Below are 18,087 nucleotides of genomic sequence, written 5' to 3'. Positions count from 1 at the left end.
TCTCCTTACTCGACCCGCCCATTATGACACCTGCCGCCGCGGGCGGCTGTGCTGGAATGCGTCAGGCCGCTTTTGGGCGCACCGGCCGCCAGGCTGAACTGTTGTGATCGAGCCACGATTCGATCAGCTGCCGATTGTCGTGCTGCCACGGATGAAAGGAGCGCGAAAAATACTGCAGCCCCGGCCTCAGCAGGTGCCCCGCCAGTCCATTGCGCCCGAACCAGATGTTAATCGCACTGCCCCAGGTGCGCGGCTTGAACAGCTCGCCGTCGCGGCGCAGGTTGAAACAAGTCTGGAGAAAAGTCTCGAAGGCAAACATGAAACTGACGTGCACATACCAGAGCACGCGCCGCCAGTATCCTCCTCCGGCGGCGCGGTAGGCATCGAAGGCCACGCCCTTGTGCTCGGTTTCCTCGACCGCGTGCCAGGACCAGACGGTCCGCATCCGCGGCTCGGCGCCTTCCAGCCATCCGGGATGGCGCAGCACGCCGTCGGCCAGCATCGCCGTGTAATGCTCGAGCGCGCAGGTGATCGCCAGCCGGCTCAGCACACTCATGCGGTCGATGCGCCGGATCCGCTTGCGGATTGCGGCCTCGCGCGTATAGGGCAGGCCCTGGCGCTCGAGCTCCTTGTTGTACTGCACGTGCACATGCCGGTGGGTCGCCTCCTGGCCGATGAAATCCCTGACTTCTTCGCGCAGCTGCGGGTCGGCCAGGCATTCCGGCGGCACGGCGCGCACGGCATCGATGAACAATTGCTCGCCGAGGGGAAAACTCATCGACAACGCGTTGAACAGCTGGGTGCGGTAGGCGTCGCCGCCATTCCAGCGGCGCCCGAAACCTTGCGCGAGGTCGACCTCGATTTTCCGGACTGTCAGGGTAGACATGGGTTTCCTTTCGTCTGCCGATGGTGAACAGGACGCAGTTCGGCGCCCGACTTCGACCGTTGATACCGTGATTTTGCACGTCCATCGGTTCGGCTGCATGCACCGCTGCCGTTTGCCCTATCGTGCATGCTCTGCCCCCACAAAAACAACAAGGACACCGAATGAACATCAAGCACACCGCCCTCGCCGCCCTCGTCCTCTGCAGCGGCCTGGCCAGCATGCAGGGCGTTTCCGCCGACGACAGGCGCGCGCCCGTGACCGTCGACAAGCGCGCCGTCGGCGCATTTACCGCCATCGAACTGGCCGGCCCCTTCCGCGTCATCGTGACCGAGGGCGCGCCGCGCCTTGAATTATCGGGCGAAGCGAAGCAGCTGGCCGAGATCGAGACGGAAGTGCGCAATGGCACCCTGATCGTGCGCCAGCGTTCCTCGCGCTCGAGCTTCGGCTTCCACTGGGGCAAGCGCGAGCATGAGGAAGTCGTCGTGCGCATCGGCGCATCAAGCCTGAAGTCGCTCGCCAGCAGCGGAAGCGGCGACGTCGAGCTCGACACGGTCGGCGGCGAGCGTTTCACCTTGTCCTCGAGCGGGCCGGGCGATATCCGCGCACGGGGCGCCGCGCGCACGTTTGAAGTAAGCAGCAGCGGCAGCGGCGACCTCGACCTGCGCCAGGTGAAAGCGGGCAACGTCGCGCTGTCGATGTCCGGTCCCGGCGACGTGCAGCTGGGCAGCGTCGGCAACGAACTGACGGCGCGCGTCAGCGGCTCGGGCGACCTTGATGCGGACGAGCTGCGCCTGGCGCGCGCCGTGGCGCTGGTATCGGGTCCGGGCGGCGCCAGGTTACGCGGCACGGCGCGCGAGTTGCGGGTTGAAGTCAACGGCTCGGGCGACCTCGATGCCTGCGGCCTGCAGGTCGAAAAGCTCAACAGCGTCCAGCGCGGACCGGGCAATGCCTGCGTCGCCGGCACCATCCGCCAGTTCGAGGCCGAAGTCAACGGATCGGGCGACCTCGAAGCGCGCGGCCTGCAGGCCGGACGCGCGGTCCTGCGCATGACCGGCCCCGGCAGCGCAAGGCTCTCCGGCAGCGCCGACGAACTGCGCGCGGACCTGAGCGGCTCGGGCGAACTCGACGCTGAAAAACTCACCGTGCGCAGCGCGATGATCGACAGCGGCGGCCCCGGCGACATCAAACTGGCGCGCGTCACCGATACCCTCGACGCTTCGCTGCACGGCTCGGGCGACCTGAGCGCCTCGATCGAAGGCAAGCGCGTCATGCTGAAGCTGCGCGGCCCCGGCAACGCCCAGCTGCAAGGCCACGCCGAGCGCATCACCGCCGAACTGAGCGGCTCCGGCAGCCTGCAGGCGCGCCGTCTGACGGTGCGCCAGACGGACATCAACGTGCGTGGGCCGGGCACCGCTTCGGTGAACCAGGTGCGCGAAGGCGACGGGCGCGAGCAGCTGGTGCAGGTCGAGCGCGGTGGACGGCGTCAGGTGGACTGAACCTGGGCGTAGCGCTTGAGATGCCTGGTTCGCCCAGGGCAGGCATGCGTCTGGACGACTATCGGAATGATTCCTGAAAAGTAACATCAGGCGCCGAACAAGCGTTATGCTTGTCCTTGAAGCGACGCGCCGAAGCCTTGCCAGGTTCCCGGCATCCCGATTCGAAGGACAATCCAAATGACTAGCCTCGACCGGCCCGTGTGGGCCTCACTTGTCTCTGCACCGCAGCTCGCGGAAGGTGGTGATCTTGCCAAGCGTTTCCGGCGCGACGTCAACGTTTTCGCTGCCGCGTCCGACGATAGCCCCGCGAGTCTTGCGGCACTTGCCGGGCTCGTCTGCGATGACGAATCCATCTTTTTGCTCCAGGTCCCGACCATCCGCCTGCCCGACGGCCTTGTCGCGGTGCGCGAGGCCCAGGGAGTGCAGTTGCTGGCGGCCCGGCCCATCGCGCCCGGGACAGGCAAGGATCCGATCCTTGTCCTTGGCGATGCGGATGCGGAGGAAATGCTCGCTTTGGCGACACTGACCGAGCCGGGACCCTTTTTGTCACACACACATACGATGGGCCGCTTCGTCGGCATCCGCGTCGACGGGCGTCTGGTCGCCATGGCGGGGGAGCGCATGCGTTTTCCGGGTTTCACGGAAGTCAGCGGCGTATGTACCCATCCTGACTTTCGCGGGCGTGGCCTGGGCAGAAGACTTTCTTCCGTCGTCGCGCATGCCATCCAACAACGCGGCGAGCAGCCATTCCTTCACGCTTGGGCGTCCAACACTGCGGCAATCGCGCTGTACGAACAACTGGGATTTACCTACCGAACGGCAGTACGGGTGGCCGTCGTGAAAAAACGGGCCTGAATGCACACTGCCCGAAGCAAGCCACGAATCGACCCGAAACCATGTTAACCGGACTAAATCACCTGACCCTTGCGGTGCGCAATATCGAACGAAGCGTGGATTTCTATCGACAACTGCTCGGCTTCCGCCTGCTCGCGAGCTGGAATGCAGGCGCTTACTTATCGCTTGGGGACTTGTGGCTGTGTCTGTCGCTGGATCCCCTGAGGCCGGAAGGACCCACGCCCGAGTACACGCACTACGCGTTCAGCATCACGCAGGACAATCTCGACACCTTGCGTCGGCACCTGCGCGATCACGGCGTCACCGAGTGGCGACAGAACCGCAGCGAAGGGGACTCCGTTTACTTTCTCGACCCTGACGGACATAAGCTTGAAGCGCACGTTGGCGACGTGCGCAGCCGGCTCGCCCAATGCCGCATCCAGCCTTACTCAGGCATGCGCTTCTTTGAATGAGTTCGGCAATCGTGCGCGGGCCGGGCAGCGCCGCGGTCAACCAGGTAGTCGAGGGCGGCGGGGCGCGAGCAGTTGGTGCAGGTCGAGCGGGGTGGAAGGCGTCAGGTGGAGTAAGTTTTCGGCAGCTTGCTGGCGGTTCCGCATCTCCGCATTCGGCCTTATAGCGGACCTGTGCTGTTGGGATAAGCGGCGAATCAACGATGCTGCAGCTCTGAAGGCGCATCTTCGCAGTTCATCAGCATCGCGTACTTCCCCCAATGTGCATAAGGTTTGCTCCATGATGCGTTGACCGGTTGAACGCGCAGCCGATAGCGCCCCTAAGCCATTCGCTTCCTGTCCGCCAAGCGCCAGCGCAGCAAGCCCGACGCACCCACCAGGTAATAACCGGCAACCACGCCCATGATCCCCATCGTCAGCGGACTGCTGCCGAACGCCGGCACCTGCTGCGGCCCCAGGGTAAACATTTCGAACATGCGATACAGCACGCGCGCAATGAAGAGCATGGCGACGACCATGCCGATCGGGGCGTACGGAATATAGAAATAATCGCTGCCGACGCGCTCGAAACCCATGCGGCGCCAGGCGGCGAAGCCGAGCGCGGTACCGACCGCGGCGCCGCCGAGCAGCGCGCCAAGCACGGCAGGCTTGGCGAACAGCATGACGATCATGGCCAGCAAAAAGGTCGGCAGGAAGGTCACGCCGAACCAGTGGCGCCACATGCGCGATTTCTGGCGGACGGTCAGGCGCTGCACGCGCTTGTAGACGCGCCACATGATGAGGGGCGTGGCGGCGAACATGATCAAGTGCGTCTGGGTCATGGTGTAGATGATAATTTCGATGGGCTGGCGCCGAGTATCACCCATTTTTTCCATTTTGGAAATAATGGCATTGCGGCTTGTCCGGCTTCCGCCTCCTGCGCGGCGCCCAGGATATGGCGCTCAACCATACCAGTTTGCATACCAGCACCTGCTCCCGCTTTTCATAGGGTGGCATCCCCTCCGGAGCACGCCGGCCGGGCCGGCATTCAATACCAATTAAATACCTGTTGACAAGCTCAACCCGCCTCCCTATAGTGCCCTGACCTCCCCGGCACTCATTTCCCCATGATCGAATACCTCATCGGCGTCGATGGCGGCGGCACCGGCACCCGCGTGCGCCTGGCCAGCTCCGCCTCCAGCGGCGAAGAACTGGCGCAAACCAGCGCCGGCCCCTCCGGCCTGTCCCACGGCATCGACAATGCCTGGATCACCATCCTGGCCGCCATCGGCGAAGCCTGCGCGGTGGCCGATATCGGCTCCCCTCCCCTGTCCTCGATGGCGATCGGCCTCGGCCTCGCCGGCGTGCACAACAAGGACTGGGCGGCGCAATTCGTGGCCGCCGATCCCGGCTTTGGCGCCCTCGTGCTCGACACCGACGGCTTCACTACCCTGATGGGCGCCCACGGCGGCGCGCCGGGCGCGATCGTGGCGATCGGCACGGGCAGCGTCGGCGAAGCGATGCTGGTCGACGGCACCAAGGTCGAAGTCGGCGGCTGGGGCTTCCCGGCCGGCGACGAAGCGAGCGGCGCCTGGATGGGCCTGCGCGCGCTGAACCATATCGAACAGGTGCTCGACGGCCGCGTGCGCGGCGGCGACTTTGCGCGCGAGGTGATCGCAGCCTGCGGCGGCAACCGCGACGCGGTGCAGATCTGGCTCGGGCGCGCCAACCAGACGGCCTACGCCAGCCTGGCACGCTTCGTCGTGATCCATGGCGAGACCGATCCGGTGGCGCGCGCCATCCTCGAACACGCGGGGCGCGAAGTAGCAAGCATCGCCGACGCCCTCGACCCGTCCCACACGCTGCCGCTGGCCTTGTGCGGCGGCCTGGGCGACGTGCTGCTGGCCTGGCTGCCGCCGGAAACGCGCGCCCGCTGCCTGCCGGCCCAGGGCGACTCCGCGCGCGGCGCCCTGTTGATGATCGAACGCTATCTGAAAGAACGCCCATGAAAGGCAATATCCTCACTCCCGACGGCTGGGTCCATGGCGAATTGCGCTTCGGTGCCCGCATCGACGCCATCGAGGGCAATCCGGTCGACATCGAGAGCAATGGCGACGACCTCATCCTGCCCGGCTTCATCGACGTCCACGTGCACGGTGGCGCCGGCCGCGACATGATGGAAGGCGGCGACGCGCCGCACGTGATCGCGGCCCTGCACGCAAAGCACGGCACCACCAGCCTGCTCGCCACCACGATGACCGCCCCGCCGGAAGACATCGAGCGCGCATTGAAGGCCATCGGCGCGGCCTGCAAGGAGCGCGGCAGCAAGGAGGCGCGCATCCTCGGCGTGCACCTGGAAGGCCCCTACATCAATGCCGCCAGGCTGGGCGCCCAGCCGCCGTTCGCCAAGGAAGCCACGCTCGCCGAGATCGAAGCCTATGAAGCCCTGGCGCCGATGCGCGTGATCACGGTGGCGCCCGAAATCCACGGCCACCTCGAACTGGTGCGGCTGCTGGCGGACCAGGGCGTGCGTGTCCAGATCGGCCACACCAGCGGTTCCTACGAAGACGGCGTCGCCGCACTGGAGCACGGCGCCGCCGGTTTTACCCACCTGTTCAATGCGATGCCGGGCCTGCACCACCGCGAGCCGGGCATGGTCGGCGCAGCGCTGGCCCATGCGCAGTACGCCGAGATCATCCCCGACCTGCTGCACGTGCATCCGGGTGCGATCAAGGTGGCATTGCGATCGATTCCGCAGCTGTTCTGCGTGACCGATTCGACCGCCGCCGCCGGCATGCCCGACGGCGAATACATGCTGGGCCGCCAGGTGGTCCACAAATGCATGGGCGGCGTGCGCCTGGCCGACGGCACCCTCGCCGGCTCGACGCTGACGATGATTGGTGCGCTGCGCAATCTGGTGAAAATCGGACTGTCGCTGGCGGAAGCCTCGCGCCGCGTCTCGACCAACGCCGCCGACTATCTCGGCGAAACCCAGCGCGGCCGCATCCAACCCGGATGCCATGCCGACTTCGTCGTGCTCGACCGCGACCTGAACATCAAAGCTGTCTATATCGAAGGAGAAGCCGTATGACCGTCCCTGCAACCTCGCTGATGCTGCAGGAGGCCATGTCGGCCGGCGACTGCGTCGCCCTGCAACTGTCCCAGGACACCGAACGCTACGCCGAACTCGGACGTACGCTGAGGTCGACCAATTTCCACAGCGCCGTCACCGTGGCGCGCGGCAGCTCGGACCACGCGTCGAGCTATGTCGCCTACCTGATCATGTCGCGCATGGGGCGCCTCGTCACCTCGCTGCCGATGTCGCTCGTCACGCTGTATAAATCGCCGCTCGTCACGCAGGGCACGCTGGCGATCTCGATCTCGCAATCGGGCCAGAGCCCGGACGTGGTCGAGCCGATCCAGTACTTCCGCGACGGCGGCGCCACTACCGTGGCACTGGTGAACGACGCCGAATCGCCGCTGGCAAAGGCCGCCGCCTGGACCATGCCTCTGCACGCCGGCAAGGAGCAGAGCGTGGCCGCAACCAAGAGTTTTATTACGAGCCTGGTGGCGGGCGCGCGCCTGGTCGCCGAATGGCAGGACGACGCCGAACTGAAAGCGGGCCTCGCCGCACTGCCGGACGACCTGCGCGCAGCGTCCCGGGTCGACTGGTCGGCCGCCATCGAGGTGCTGGCGCCGGCCCGCAACATCATGGTGGTCGGACGCGGCATCAGCTTCCCGATCGCCCTGGAGGCGGCCCTGAAATTCAAGGAAACCTCGGCCCTGCAGGCGGAGGCCTTCTCGGGCGCCGAGATCAAGCACGGCCCGATGGCCCTGATCGAGGACGGCTATCCGCTGCTGATCTTCGCCACGCGCGGCCCGGCCCAGGCCGGCCTGGTTGCGCTGGCGACCGAGATGCGCGGGCGCGGCGCGCGCGTGCTGCTGGCGGCGCCGGAAGACATCGCCGAGCGCGACCTGACGCTGCCGGTGGCGGCCACGCCCGACCTCGACCCGATCGTCGCGATCCAGGCCTTCTATGTAATGGCCGCCCAGCTCTCGAAGGCGCGCGGGCTCGATCCGGACCGGCCGCGCCACCTGAGCAAAGTCACCAGAACAAACTGAGCCACAAGCCATGGACGACCTGAAAAAAATCGCCGGCCAGCTGATCATGGTGCGCCTGTTCGGCACCGAGCTGGATGAAGACACGGCCCGCTTCCTGGCGGCGAATCGCGTGCGCGGCGCCTGCCTGTTCCGCCAGAACATGACGGACGCGGCGCAGCTGACGCGCCTGACCGGCGCCCTGCGCGCGGTGATGGGGCCGGAAGCGCTGATCGCACTCGACCAGGAAGGCGGCGCCGTGGTGCGTTCGACCTGGGTGCCGGCGCCGCCCTCGGCGATGGCCATCGGTGCGGCCAACGATCCGATTCTCGCGCGCGAGGTCGGTGCAGCCGTGGCGCGCGCCGTGCGTTCGCTCGGCTTCAACTGGAACTTCGCGCCCGTCCTCGACCTGAACAACAATCCGCACAACCCGGTGATCGCGGAACGCTCCTTCGGCGCCGATCCCGAGACCGCCACCCGGATTGCCCTGGCCTGGATGGAAGGCAGCGAAGCGGAGGGCGTGGCCTGCTGCGTCAAGCACTTCCCCGGCCACGGCGACACCCACGTCGACTCGCACCGCGCGCTGCCGACCGTCGACAAGCCGCTGGCGGAACTGGAGCGCTTCGAGTTCGCGCCGTTCAGGATGGCGGCTCCGTTCGCCCCCGCGATGATGACGGCCCACATCGTCTACCCCGCGCTCGACCCGGACTATCCGGCCACGATGTCGCGCCCCATCCTGACCGGCATCCTGCGCGAAGGCTGGAACTACGGGGGCGTGATCATCACCGACGGCATGGACATGCACGCGATCGCGCACCGCTACGGTGTCGGCCAGGCCGCCGTGCGCGCGCTGGTGGCCGGGGCCGACATGGTGATGGCGATCGGCTCGCGCGAGACGCAGGAAGAGACGATCGAAGCGATTGCCGCGGCCATCGCCTCGGGCGAGCTGCCGATGGCGGAAGTCGAGGCCCGCCTGGCGCGCCTGGCGAAGCTGGCGGCCGCGCATCCGGCCGGCGGCATTGCGCGTCCGGCGGCGGCCGTCACGGCAGCAAACGCGCCCGAAGTCATGGGCAGCGAAGCGCCGGGCGCCGACGAAGCGCCGATCTACACGACCGATATCGAGGACCGCGCCCTGATGGCGCGCGCCTGGCAGCGCGGCCTGAGCAGCCGTGGCGCCGTGGTGCGGCCGTCCGTGGGCGCGCGCGTGCGCCTGGTCGCGCGCCAGGACGTGGTCAGCGACGGCGTCTCGGAAGCGGGCGTGCCGGCCGCCGCCATCGCCGCTTCGCTGGCGCAGCTGTTCGAGGTCGAGCTGGTGACCTTTGCGGACGCCGATACCTTCGACTGGAGCGCCCTGCCCCAGGACGGCCGCTTCACGATCCTGGCCTCGACCTCGCGCCGCCGCTACGGTCCGCATGTGCGCGCGACCTGGCGTCCCGACCTGCACCTGGCGCTCTGGAACCCCTACCAGGCGCTCGACGTCGAGGCCCCGGCCCTGATGACCTATGGCTTCGCCGCGCCCGCACTGGCGGCGGTCAACGCCTGGCTGGCGGGCGAGATCGAGGCCACGGGCCAGTGCCCGGTGCCGGGCTTCTGAGACCGTAAGCGTTACTGTGCGCCAAACACGGTAACGCAATGTAACGACATCCCCATCCCCTTCACACGTGCGGCACAATTGCGGCGCATTGTCGGACCTGTTTATGGGACAATGCGCGTTTTGCTCAAGCTTGGCAAAAATGCCATCTTGCCGCGGGATTGCACCGCTCATCTTTTTAGAAGGATCATTCATGTCCCATTTCCGCCTCGCTCGCCTCTGCCTGCTGCTGGCTGCCGTCGGCCTGAACACCGCGCCCGCCCTGATGACGAGCGCCCACGCCCAGAAGGGCGACGCCCCTGCGGCCGCGCCGGCCAACAACGTGCGCCCGGAACTGTACAAGCTGCTCGATCCGGCCCAACTGCAACCGCTGATCGCATCCAAGAACGCTGCCGAACTGCAGAACCGCGTCACCCAGGCCGAAGCGATCCCGAACAAGACGCCGTACGAAGCCTATGTTGTGAACCGTGCCAAGATGGTGCAGGCCTCCCTCGCCGGCAACGATGCGGGTGTGGCGGCCGCGGCCGAGGAAGTCCTGAAATCGGGCTTCGAGCCGAAGGATTCGCAGCCGAAGCTGGTGCTGGCCATCGCCGACATCCAGTACAAGGCCAAGAACTACCCTGCCACCGTCGAACAGCTCAAGCGCTATGAAGCGATGGGCGGCGACATGACCACGGCCCGTCCGCTGCTGGTGCGTGCGCAGTACCTGAGCAAGGACTACGCCAGCGCCAAGCCGCAGCTGGTGCAGATCATCAGCGAGGCCGAAAAGGCGGGCAAGGCGCCGTCGCAGGAAGACCTCAAGCTCCTGCTGAGCGCCGCGAACGAGACCAAGGACACCGCCGTCTACGAGAGCACCGTCCAGAAGCTGGTGACCTACTACCCGAGCGATGAAATGTGGGGCGAAATCATCCGCGTGGGCGTGATCAAGAAGCCTGGCTTCGACCAGAACAACTTCATGCCGGTGCTGCGCCTGTACTTCGGCACCATGAAGACGCTGCGCGAGGAAGACTATGTCGACCTGGCCGAAACCGCCCTGCGGGACGGCTTCCCGACCGAAGCGAAGAACGCGCTGGACGCCGGCTACGCCGCGGGCGTGCTGGGCAAGGGTGCCAACGCCAAGGCGCACAACGCGCTGCGCGCGCGCGCCGACAAGGGCGCCGCCGACGACGCGAAGAACATCGCCGCCGGCGAAGCCTCGGCAACGAAGTCGAAGACCGGCGCCGGCCTGGTCAACCTCGGCTGGGCCTACGCGACGATGGGCCAGTACGACAAAGGCATCGGCTTCATCCAGCAAGGTATCGCCAAGGGTGGCCTGAAGCAGCCCGACGAAGCCAAGCTGCGCCTGGGTGCGGCCCAGGCCAAGGCCGGCCGCAAGGACGACGCCATCAAGACCTTCGAAAGCGTCAAGGCGGGCGGCGGCCTGTCGGACGTGGCCCGCATCTGGGTCATGACGCTCAAGCAGCCGGCCGGTGCGGCGACTGCGTCGACGGCACCTGCCGCAGGCAAATAAGCAGCAAGGCTGCATTGAAAAGCGGGCGGACGCCACTGGCGCCGCCCGCTTTTTTATTGCCGCCACAGTTCGCCAGCGAACATCGCCGCCCCCATCCTTTGCGCATAATCGGGTTTTCTTCACGGAGCGTGCCATGACGACGGTTCGCAAGGGACAGGCGCCCGCTCGGCTCGAGCGCGACGAATTCCGCCGCAAATTCTTCGACGGCTTTTTCGATCCGGCCTACGAGACGGTCGCGCACGAACTGGCGAAGGTCGAGGAAGTGGCCTGGCAGGCCTACCAGGACAAGCGCAAGGCGCCGCGTACGCTCAAGGCCGGCGCCGGCTTCGCCGATCCCGATTACGACCTGTCGATCGAATGGAAGGCCGCGCGCGACCGCCTGCTGGCCGCCGAGATCCACCAGAAGAAGCCCGACACCCCGAGCCGCATCCTCCTGATCAACGCCTCGGCGCGCAACGACGGCAGCTGTCCCGGCGAGATGTCGAAGTCCTGGCGCCTCACGAAAATCGCGCGCGACGCGCTGTCCGCATGCGGGATGGAAGCCGACCTGCTCGACCTGTCGCGCCTGACCTCCGACTACGACCGCCACATCCATCCCTGCAAGGGCTGCGCCTCGACCGCCATGCCGCTCTGCCACTGGCCCTGCAGCTGCTACCCGAACCACGCCGAGCGCCAGACCGGCGACTGGATGAACGAGATCTACGAACGCTGGGTCGCCGCCCACGGCGTCATCATCCTGACGCCGGTCTACTGGTACCAGACGCCTTCCACGCTGAAACTCATGATCGACCGCCTGGTGTGCGCCGACGGCGGCAACCCGGACCCGAGTTCCACCCACGGCAAGGATGCGATGAAAGCCAAGGAAATGGAGCTGGCCGGCTGGGACTATCCGAAGCACCTGGCCGGCCGTGCCTTCGGCGTCGTCGTGCACGGCGACGTCGCCGGCATCGAAGGCACGCGCCGTTCGCTGACGGACTGGCTGAACTGGATGGGTTTGGTCGACGCGGGCAGCTTCGGCACGCTCGACCGCTTCATCGGCTATTACGAATCGTATGCCGAGAGCCATGAGGTGCTCGACCGCGACACGGACGTGCAGGAAGAAGTGCGCAACGTGGCGCGCGCGGTGGCGCTGACGGTGCAGGATTTACGTTCGGGACGCGTGGTGCCGCAGTCGGCGAAATTGAAGGCACCGCGTCCCAAGTAAGACGGGCGCCTGCACATCAGATTGCCGTGAACCCGCCATCCACCGACAACTCGTGCCCGGTCACGAACGAGGCCTGCTCGGAACACAGCCACAGCACCGCGTTCGCGATCTCCGCCGGCTCGGCAAAGCGTCCCATCGGATGCGCGGCGCGCAGCTTCTTTTCCATGGCCGGTTCGCGCCCGATGGCGCGCGCCAGCATCGGCGTGCGCACGGCGCCGGGGCACAGCGCGTTGATGCGGATGCCCTCTTTCGCGTGCTCGAGCGCGGCGCTCTTGGTGAGTCCGGCCAGCGCGTGCTTGCTGGCGGCGTAGACGCCCTGGGCCGGCGCCCCGACCAGTCCCAAAGCCGAGGACAGGTTGACGATCGCGCCGCTGCCCTGGCTCGTCATCTGGCGCAGCTGGTATTTCATCGACAGCCAGACGCCCTTGACGTTGACGTCCATGATGCGGTCGTAGACCTCTTCATCAAGCTCGGCCAGGATCGTCCCTTCTTCGGACAGGCCCGCGCTGTTGACCGCGCAGTCGAGGCGCCCGTAGTGGTGCACGGTCTTTTCGACCAGGGCCGCGACCTCCTGCGCGCGCGTCACGTTGGCCGCAACGAACAGCGCCTTGCCGCCATTCTCGACGATCATCGCCGCCGTCGAATGGCCGCCGTCAATGGCGATATCGGCCACGACCACCGATGCGCCGGCACGCCCGAAGGCCAGGGCCACCGCCCGGCCGATGCCGCTGGCGGCGCCCGTCACCAGCACGACCTTGCCGGCAAACGAGATCCCCGCCTGCACTTGCCCCTGCTCTTTCTTGCCCTTCATGACACTACTCCCACCGCTCAATGATGCCGAAAGGCAACATTCTACCTTCCCGGCGCGGATTCACCAAATGGGTGCAGCGGCGCAGGCTCAGGGAGCGGGGTTAGCCTTTGCGCCGGCCTTGGCTTTGTCCTGGTCGCCGGCCATCACGACCGACAGTTTCGACGGGTCGATCGCCTTGCGGAAGGCGGCGTTCAGCTGGGGCAGCGTGACGGCCATCAGCTTCGCCTCGAACTGGCGCGACCACTCGTAGGTGCGGTCGCGGTACAGGTAGGAGGTCCAGCCGGCGGCCAGGGCGCCGTCGTCGGAGCGGGTCTGCTGGCGCTGCTGCATCAGGCCGGATTTGGCGCCGGCCAGCTCGGCGGCGGTGAAGCCGTCCTTCACCGCGCGCGCCAGTTCGGCGCGGATCGCCGCGTCCAGGCGTTGCAGGTTCTGCGGCGCGGCGATGGCGCTGATGCCGAAGGCGCCTGCCCGGTCGAGGTCACCGGCCTCGAGCTGCGAGCCGCCGCCATACGACAGGCCGTCCTTCTGGCGGATGCGGTCCATCAGGCGCGAACGCAGGCCGCCCTCGCCGAAGATGTAATTGGCGAGCGTGAGGGCCGGATAGTCGGGGTCGTCGATGTTCAGGTCGAGGTTCAGGCGCGCCGTATAAAACCCGTTTTCCTTGTCCGGGGTGTCGAGCGTGGTTTTCAAAGGCGCGACGTCGGCATGACGGCGCAGGATCGGCGCCACGTTCGCTTGCGGCTTCCATGCGCCGAACAGCTCGTCCACCAGCGGCGCGATGGCCGCGGCGTCGAAGTCGCCGACGATCGCCATCTCGGCCGGCACCGTGCCGTAGAACTCGCGGTGGAAGGCGCGCAGGTCTTCCAGGCGCGCACCGTTCAGTTCGGCCAGGTCTTCGTCGAAGCTGTTCGCGTGGCGCACGTCGCCCTTCGGATACTGGTCGAAATGGTGCGACAGCGCGCGCGCCGCCACGGCTTGCGGTTCGGCGCGGCTGCCCTCGAGGGCGACCAGCGACTGGCGCCGCAACTGCTCGAATTCGGCCTGCGGGAAGGCCGGTTCCTTCATCACGTGCGCGACCAGGCGCAGTGCGTCGGCCAGGTGTTCGCGCGTGGTCTGGAAATGGGTCGGGCTGCCGGCAATCCTGAGGCGGTCGAATTCGTCGGCCAGCTGCTCGCGCGTGTAGCGGCTGGTGCCGCGCATCAGCATGGCGCCGGTCAGCTCGGGCACGGCGCCCTTGCCGAACAGGTTCTTCTCGTCGCCGATGTGCTGGCGCAGGTCGACCGTGACGGCCTCGCCGCGGTTCTTCTTCGGCAGCAGCGCCAGCTTGACGCCGCCTTTCGTTACCAACTGGGTGCGTTTCAGGATGTTGTCCTGGGTCGGCTCGAAGTCTTCCGACACCCGCGTCGAGGCCTGCGGCTTGAACTCCTTCAGGATGCTCTCGACGCTCGGCGCCGGCGGGATCACGGCGCGCTGCGGCGCATCCTCGGGGAGGAAGGTGCCGGTCACGCGGTTGTCGCGCTTGAAATAGCGCTTCGCCACGGCCGCCACCTCGGCCGCCGTGATGGTCTTGATGCGCTCGCGGCCGGTGAAGAACAGGCGCCAGTCGCCGAGCGCGATGGTCTCCGACAGCGCCACGCCGACCCGCTGCGGATCGTTCAGGCTGCGCTCCATCTCGTTTTCGTACATGCGGCGGATACGCGCCATCTCGTCGTTCGTCGGCGGCTTGTCGCCGAAGCTCTCCACCGCCTCGGTCAGGGCCGCGCGCACGGGCTCGACCGGTTCGCCCTTCTTGACGACCGCGCCGACATACTGCAGGCCCGGCGCATAGCCCGTCTCGCCGAAGCTGAACACCTGGCTCGCCTTGCCCGTTTCGACCAGCTGTTTGTGCAGCCGTCCGGTCGGCACGTCGCCCAGGATGGCCGAGGCGAAGGCCATCACGTCGCTGTCGTCATGCAGGCTGGACGGCACCTTGTAGCCCAGCATGACGATCTGGACATCGCCCTGGCGCCGCACGGCGAAACTGCGCTCGCCGTCCTGGGTCGGCTCGACCGTCCAGAACGCGGGGAGCGTGCGCTTCGGTTTCGGGATCGTGCCGAACAGGCGCGCGATCTTCGCCAGCGTGGCATTCGTGTCGAACTTGCCGGCCACCAGCAGCACGGCGTTGTCGGGCTGGTAGTACATGCGATAGAAGGCCTGCAGGTTGCCGATCCTGACATTCTCGATATCGCTGCGGTTGCCGATCGTCGAGCGGCCGTAGCTGTGCCAGTCGTAGGCGATGCTCTGCATGCGCTTCATGAGGACGCCGGAGGGCGAATTCTCGCCGCTCTCGAACTCGTTGCGCACCACCGTCATCTCCGAATCGAGGTCCTTCTGCGCGATGAAGGAACCGGTCATGCGGTCCGCTTCCATCTGCAGCGCCCAGTCCAGGTTGGCCTGCGAGGCCTGGAACACCTCGTAGTAATTCGTGCGGTCGAGCGAGGTGGTGCCGTTGAAGTCCATGCCGCGGTCGGCGAACTGGCGCGTGATGTCGGGATTCTTCTTCGCGCCCTTGAACAGCAGGTGCTCGAGCAGGTGGGCCATGCCGGTCTCGCCGTAGTTCTCGTGGCGCGAGCCGACCAGATAGGTCACGTTGACGGTGACGGTGGGACGCGAGGTGTCCGGGAACAGCAGCACTTTCAGGCCGTTGGGGAGGCGGTATTCGGTAATGCCCTCCACGGAGGGGCCGAGCGTGACGCCGGTTGGAAGGGGCGCTTTCGGCGCGCTGAGCGCCGAGCCGGCGGCGAGGAAGGCAAAGGCGCCCGCGATCAGGTGCGCGGGCAAGCCGCGGCGGTACAGCGTCGAATTCATGTCATCCCGTCAGGTTCGTGCGCCGGCTACCGCGGCGCGCCAACGGCGATGGTAACAGATGGTCGGTTTCGATGATGCCGCCGCGCACTAGTTCGGTGCGCGGGTGTCTACAACGGAAAGCGTGGGCTATTAATGCCGGGCGCGTTTCTCATGGGCTTGCTGACTGCCGCTGATGCGCGACAGGTCTCCCATTTCCTCTGCCAGGAATTCGAGCAGGTCGTCGGCGCTGACGATGCCGGCGAGGCCGCCCTTGCGGTTCACCACCGGCACCCGGCGGATGCCCCGTACGCGCATGTGCTCGATGGTCTGGTAGACGTCGTCGTCTTCGCGGCAGGTCAGCAGGTCGTCGCTCATGATGTCGCCGACCAGCAGGCTTTCCGGATCGAGCCCGAGCGCGACGATGGAAACGACGATGTCGCGGTCGGTGACGATGCCGGCGGGAATGGCTTCACCGTTGGCGCCGTCGACGACGATCAGGTCGCCCACGTGGTGCTTGCGCATCAGGAGCGCGGCCCCCTGCACGGTTTCGTCGCGCGTGCAGCTGATGGTCTGGACGGTGCAGATGTCGCTGATGTTCATGGTAATTCTCCCTGCTGATCCTCAGGCTTGCGCCAGCACGATGCAGCGTTCCGCGTGGGCACGGAGTGCCCACCCTACGAACCTCAAACTAATGCGGAAATTTGAAAGGCGCTTGATTTAGCTCAAACGCTTTGGGGAACTTAAAGCTTCTTGTCGCCCGGCAGCTCGACGAAGCAGGCATCCACAACTTGCAGGTCGTTGTCTTTAGCAAAGTTGACAACAAAGTGGAAGGCCAGTGGTTCGGCTTTCTTGAGCGCGTTGTTGACGACCACGGCCTTCACGCCGTTGACCACGGTCGGATGGACGTAGGGCGAAAACTGGAGGTGGGCGTGGCGCCCGCCGCTGCCTTCGGGACGAAAACAGGACATGACCCCGCACAGGCGCTCCGCCCAGTCGCTGGGGCGGAACTGCTTGCCATTGCTTGTGAGGCCCAGGATGAAGAATTCGCCGACGGCGCCTTCGGTCCCGGTATGCGGTAACTCGGCCATAGTGCTGCTTGCTGATACAAGAATGCTGCGTGGAGGAGAGCCAGTATTATATCTTATAGAAGACTTGAGGACGAAGCTTGTCTCGACAACTTTCGGGCAGCACCAAAACCACCACCTTGATTTGCGCTCTCAGTTGCGTTTACGCTGCTCAACGGGGCCTCGAGAAACCGTAGCGAGCGGAAGGAGTGTTGGTCGAGGAGCGGAGCTGTACAAGCGTACAGCGAGCACCGCAGACCGACAATCCGACGCGCAGTAGGTTTATCGAGGCCCCCTCACATCAGCCGAGCCACACCATACTGGAGAGCAGGAGCAGGAGAATCATCCATAGTATCAGGGCGCGCCACACAAGTCCTACCGTGCTTTGCAGTGCGCGCAGGCTCGGTTCTTCGCCGGGCAGCACTTCGGTGTCGGCCTCGCTCAGGTCGACCAGGGCGGCGTCGACCGGCAGCAGTTGCGGTGCGTTCTCGTTCGGGGTACCCAGGCGCACGCCCATCGCGCCGCCGCCGGCGGCCAGGATGATGCCGCGCGACTCGTCGGCCCAGCGATTGGCGAAATTGCGCCAGGCGTAGATCGCATCCTCGAAATTGCCGACCACGGCAAAGGCGATCGCCGTCAGGCGCACCGGAATCCAGTCGATCCAGTAAAAGGCGCGTGCCGCGAACTGGCCGAAGGCTTCGTTGCGCATGTGCTCGGGTTCGTTCCAGGCGCGCGCCAGGTATTCGGAAACACGGTACAGCACGGCGCACGCGGGCCCGGCCGGCATGAGGAACCAGAAGAACACCCCGAACACGCTGCGGTGGGTGGTGATGAGCGATTTTTCGACGGCGATGCGCGCGATCTCGGTGGCGTCCATGCCCACCGTGTCGATGCGCGCCCATTCGGCCAGCAGCACGCGCGCCGTGGTTTCGTCGCCGCTGTTCAGGGCCAGCTGGATCGAGGTGAAATAATGGCTGTAGTGGCGGAAACCGAGCGTCAGGTAGACGATGGCGACATTCCAGGCAAAGGCCAGGAAGACAAGGCCGAAGTATTGCAGCACCCAGTAGACGAGCGCGACCGGCACGACCAGCACTGCCATCATCAGGAACCAGCCCATGCGGCCGTTCTTCGGTTCGCCGGCATTGAACCAGCCTTCGATACGCATCGCCAGGCCCTTGATGCCGCCATAGACCTGGTTATCTGCGCGCAGCGGCTTCAGTTGCTCGATGATCAGTGCGCACAGAATGGAAAAAAATGTCATGCAAGTCCTTCTTTTGTTATGGCAATACCACGCTGCCCGCTACGATAGCGCAGGTGC

At 66.1% G+C, this 18,087-nt stretch carries 16 protein-coding genes; 9 read left to right on the top strand and 7 right to left on the bottom strand.

Annotated elements, in window-relative coordinates; genetic code table 11:
• Positions 1-61: 61 nt before the first annotated feature.
• The gene (locus ACI48I_RS11920; RefSeq protein WP_498574288.1) at positions 62-886 is read right to left on the bottom strand and encodes a metal-dependent hydrolase; all 825 of its coding nucleotides are present in this window, start codon (positions 884-886) and stop codon (positions 62-64) included.
• A gap of 161 nt (positions 887-1,047) precedes the next feature.
• Between ACI48I_RS11920 and ACI48I_RS11915 the strand changes: the two genes are divergently transcribed.
• The 3 genes from ACI48I_RS11915 to fos all read left to right on the top strand — a co-directional run bounded on the left by ACI48I_RS11915 (position 1,048) and on the right by fos (position 3,689).
• Entirely contained in the window at positions 1,048-2,382 is a 1,335-nt protein-coding gene (locus ACI48I_RS11915; RefSeq protein WP_498574287.1) for a GIN domain-containing protein, read from the top strand.
• 177 nt (positions 2,383-2,559) lie between these two features.
• Positions 2,560-3,237: a GNAT family N-acetyltransferase gene (locus ACI48I_RS11910; protein WP_498574286.1), complete on the top strand. Its 678-nt coding sequence runs from the start codon at positions 2,560-2,562 to the stop codon at positions 3,235-3,237.
• 41 nt (positions 3,238-3,278) lie between these two features.
• Complete coding sequence (fos, locus tag ACI48I_RS11905) at positions 3,279-3,689, top strand: fosfomycin resistance glutathione transferase (protein ID WP_498574285.1); 411 nt, start codon at positions 3,279-3,281, stop codon at positions 3,687-3,689.
• 317 nt (positions 3,690-4,006) lie between these two features.
• On the opposite strand, the gene ACI48I_RS11900 is transcribed toward fos, so the two are convergent.
• A complete protein-coding gene (locus ACI48I_RS11900) occupies positions 4,007-4,552 on the bottom strand; it encodes a CcdC protein domain-containing protein (RefSeq protein ID WP_498574284.1) in 546 nt (181 codons plus the stop codon).
• A gap of 240 nt (positions 4,553-4,792) precedes the next feature.
• Here ACI48I_RS11900 and ACI48I_RS11895 point away from each other — a divergent pair, with 240 nt between their 5' ends.
• The 6 genes from ACI48I_RS11895 (at position 4,793) to ACI48I_RS11870 (ending at position 12,068) form a co-directional block, all read left to right on the top strand.
• Positions 4,793-5,674, top strand: a complete 882-nt coding sequence (locus ACI48I_RS11895; protein ID WP_498574283.1) for a glucosamine kinase nucleotide-binding domain-containing protein — start codon at positions 4,793-4,795, stop codon at positions 5,672-5,674.
• The gene (gene nagA, locus ACI48I_RS11890; protein ID WP_498574282.1) at positions 5,671-6,756 is read left to right on the top strand and encodes an N-acetylglucosamine-6-phosphate deacetylase; all 1,086 of its coding nucleotides are present in this window, start codon (positions 5,671-5,673) and stop codon (positions 6,754-6,756) included. The genes ACI48I_RS11895 and nagA overlap by 4 nt, the downstream gene beginning before the upstream one ends.
• Complete coding sequence (locus tag ACI48I_RS11885; protein WP_227496547.1) at positions 6,753-7,787, top strand: SIS domain-containing protein; 1,035 nt, start codon at positions 6,753-6,755, stop codon at positions 7,785-7,787. The genes nagA and ACI48I_RS11885 overlap by 4 nt, the downstream gene beginning before the upstream one ends.
• A 10-nt stretch (positions 7,788-7,797) precedes the next feature.
• On the top strand, positions 7,798-9,357 hold the full coding sequence (locus tag ACI48I_RS11880) for a glycoside hydrolase family 3 protein (protein WP_498574281.1): 1,560 nt from the start codon (positions 7,798-7,800) through the stop codon (positions 9,355-9,357).
• Positions 9,358-9,547: 190 nt separating this feature from the next.
• On the top strand, positions 9,548-10,864 hold the full coding sequence (locus tag ACI48I_RS11875; RefSeq protein WP_498574280.1) for a tetratricopeptide repeat protein: 1,317 nt from the start codon (positions 9,548-9,550) through the stop codon (positions 10,862-10,864).
• Between the two features lie 133 nt (positions 10,865-10,997).
• Complete coding sequence (locus ACI48I_RS11870) at positions 10,998-12,068, top strand: flavodoxin family protein (RefSeq protein WP_498574279.1); 1,071 nt, start codon at positions 10,998-11,000, stop codon at positions 12,066-12,068.
• A 16-nt stretch (positions 12,069-12,084) separates the two neighbouring features.
• Here the strand turns inward: ACI48I_RS11870 and ACI48I_RS11865 are convergent, their stop codons facing one another.
• From ACI48I_RS11865 to ACI48I_RS11845, 5 genes are all read right to left on the bottom strand, one after another.
• Positions 12,085-12,879 (bottom strand): SDR family oxidoreductase, encoded by a 795-nt coding sequence (locus ACI48I_RS11865; protein ID WP_193686692.1) that lies wholly within the window; start codon positions 12,877-12,879, stop codon positions 12,085-12,087.
• A gap of 87 nt (positions 12,880-12,966) precedes the next feature.
• Positions 12,967-15,726: a M16 family metallopeptidase gene (locus tag ACI48I_RS11860; RefSeq protein ID WP_498574278.1), complete on the bottom strand. Its 2,760-nt coding sequence runs from the start codon at positions 15,724-15,726 to the stop codon at positions 12,967-12,969.
• Between the two features lie 129 nt (positions 15,727-15,855).
• Positions 15,856-16,305, bottom strand: coding sequence for a CBS domain-containing protein (locus ACI48I_RS11855; protein WP_193686694.1), 450 nt, complete (start codon positions 16,303-16,305; stop codon positions 15,856-15,858).
• Positions 16,306-16,445: 140 nt separating this feature from the next.
• Entirely contained in the window at positions 16,446-16,793 is a 348-nt protein-coding gene (locus tag ACI48I_RS11850; protein ID WP_193686695.1) for a DUF3579 domain-containing protein, read from the bottom strand.
• 277 nt (positions 16,794-17,070) lie between these two features.
• A complete protein-coding gene (locus tag ACI48I_RS11845) occupies positions 17,071-18,030 on the bottom strand; it encodes a CobD/CbiB family protein (RefSeq protein ID WP_193686696.1) in 960 nt (319 codons plus the stop codon).
• Between the last annotated feature and the right edge of the window lie 57 nt (positions 18,031-18,087).

It is taken from the genome of Massilia sp. LXY-5 (genome assembly GCF_059801075.1).
This window is presented reverse-complemented; position numbering and strand designations above follow the sequence as displayed.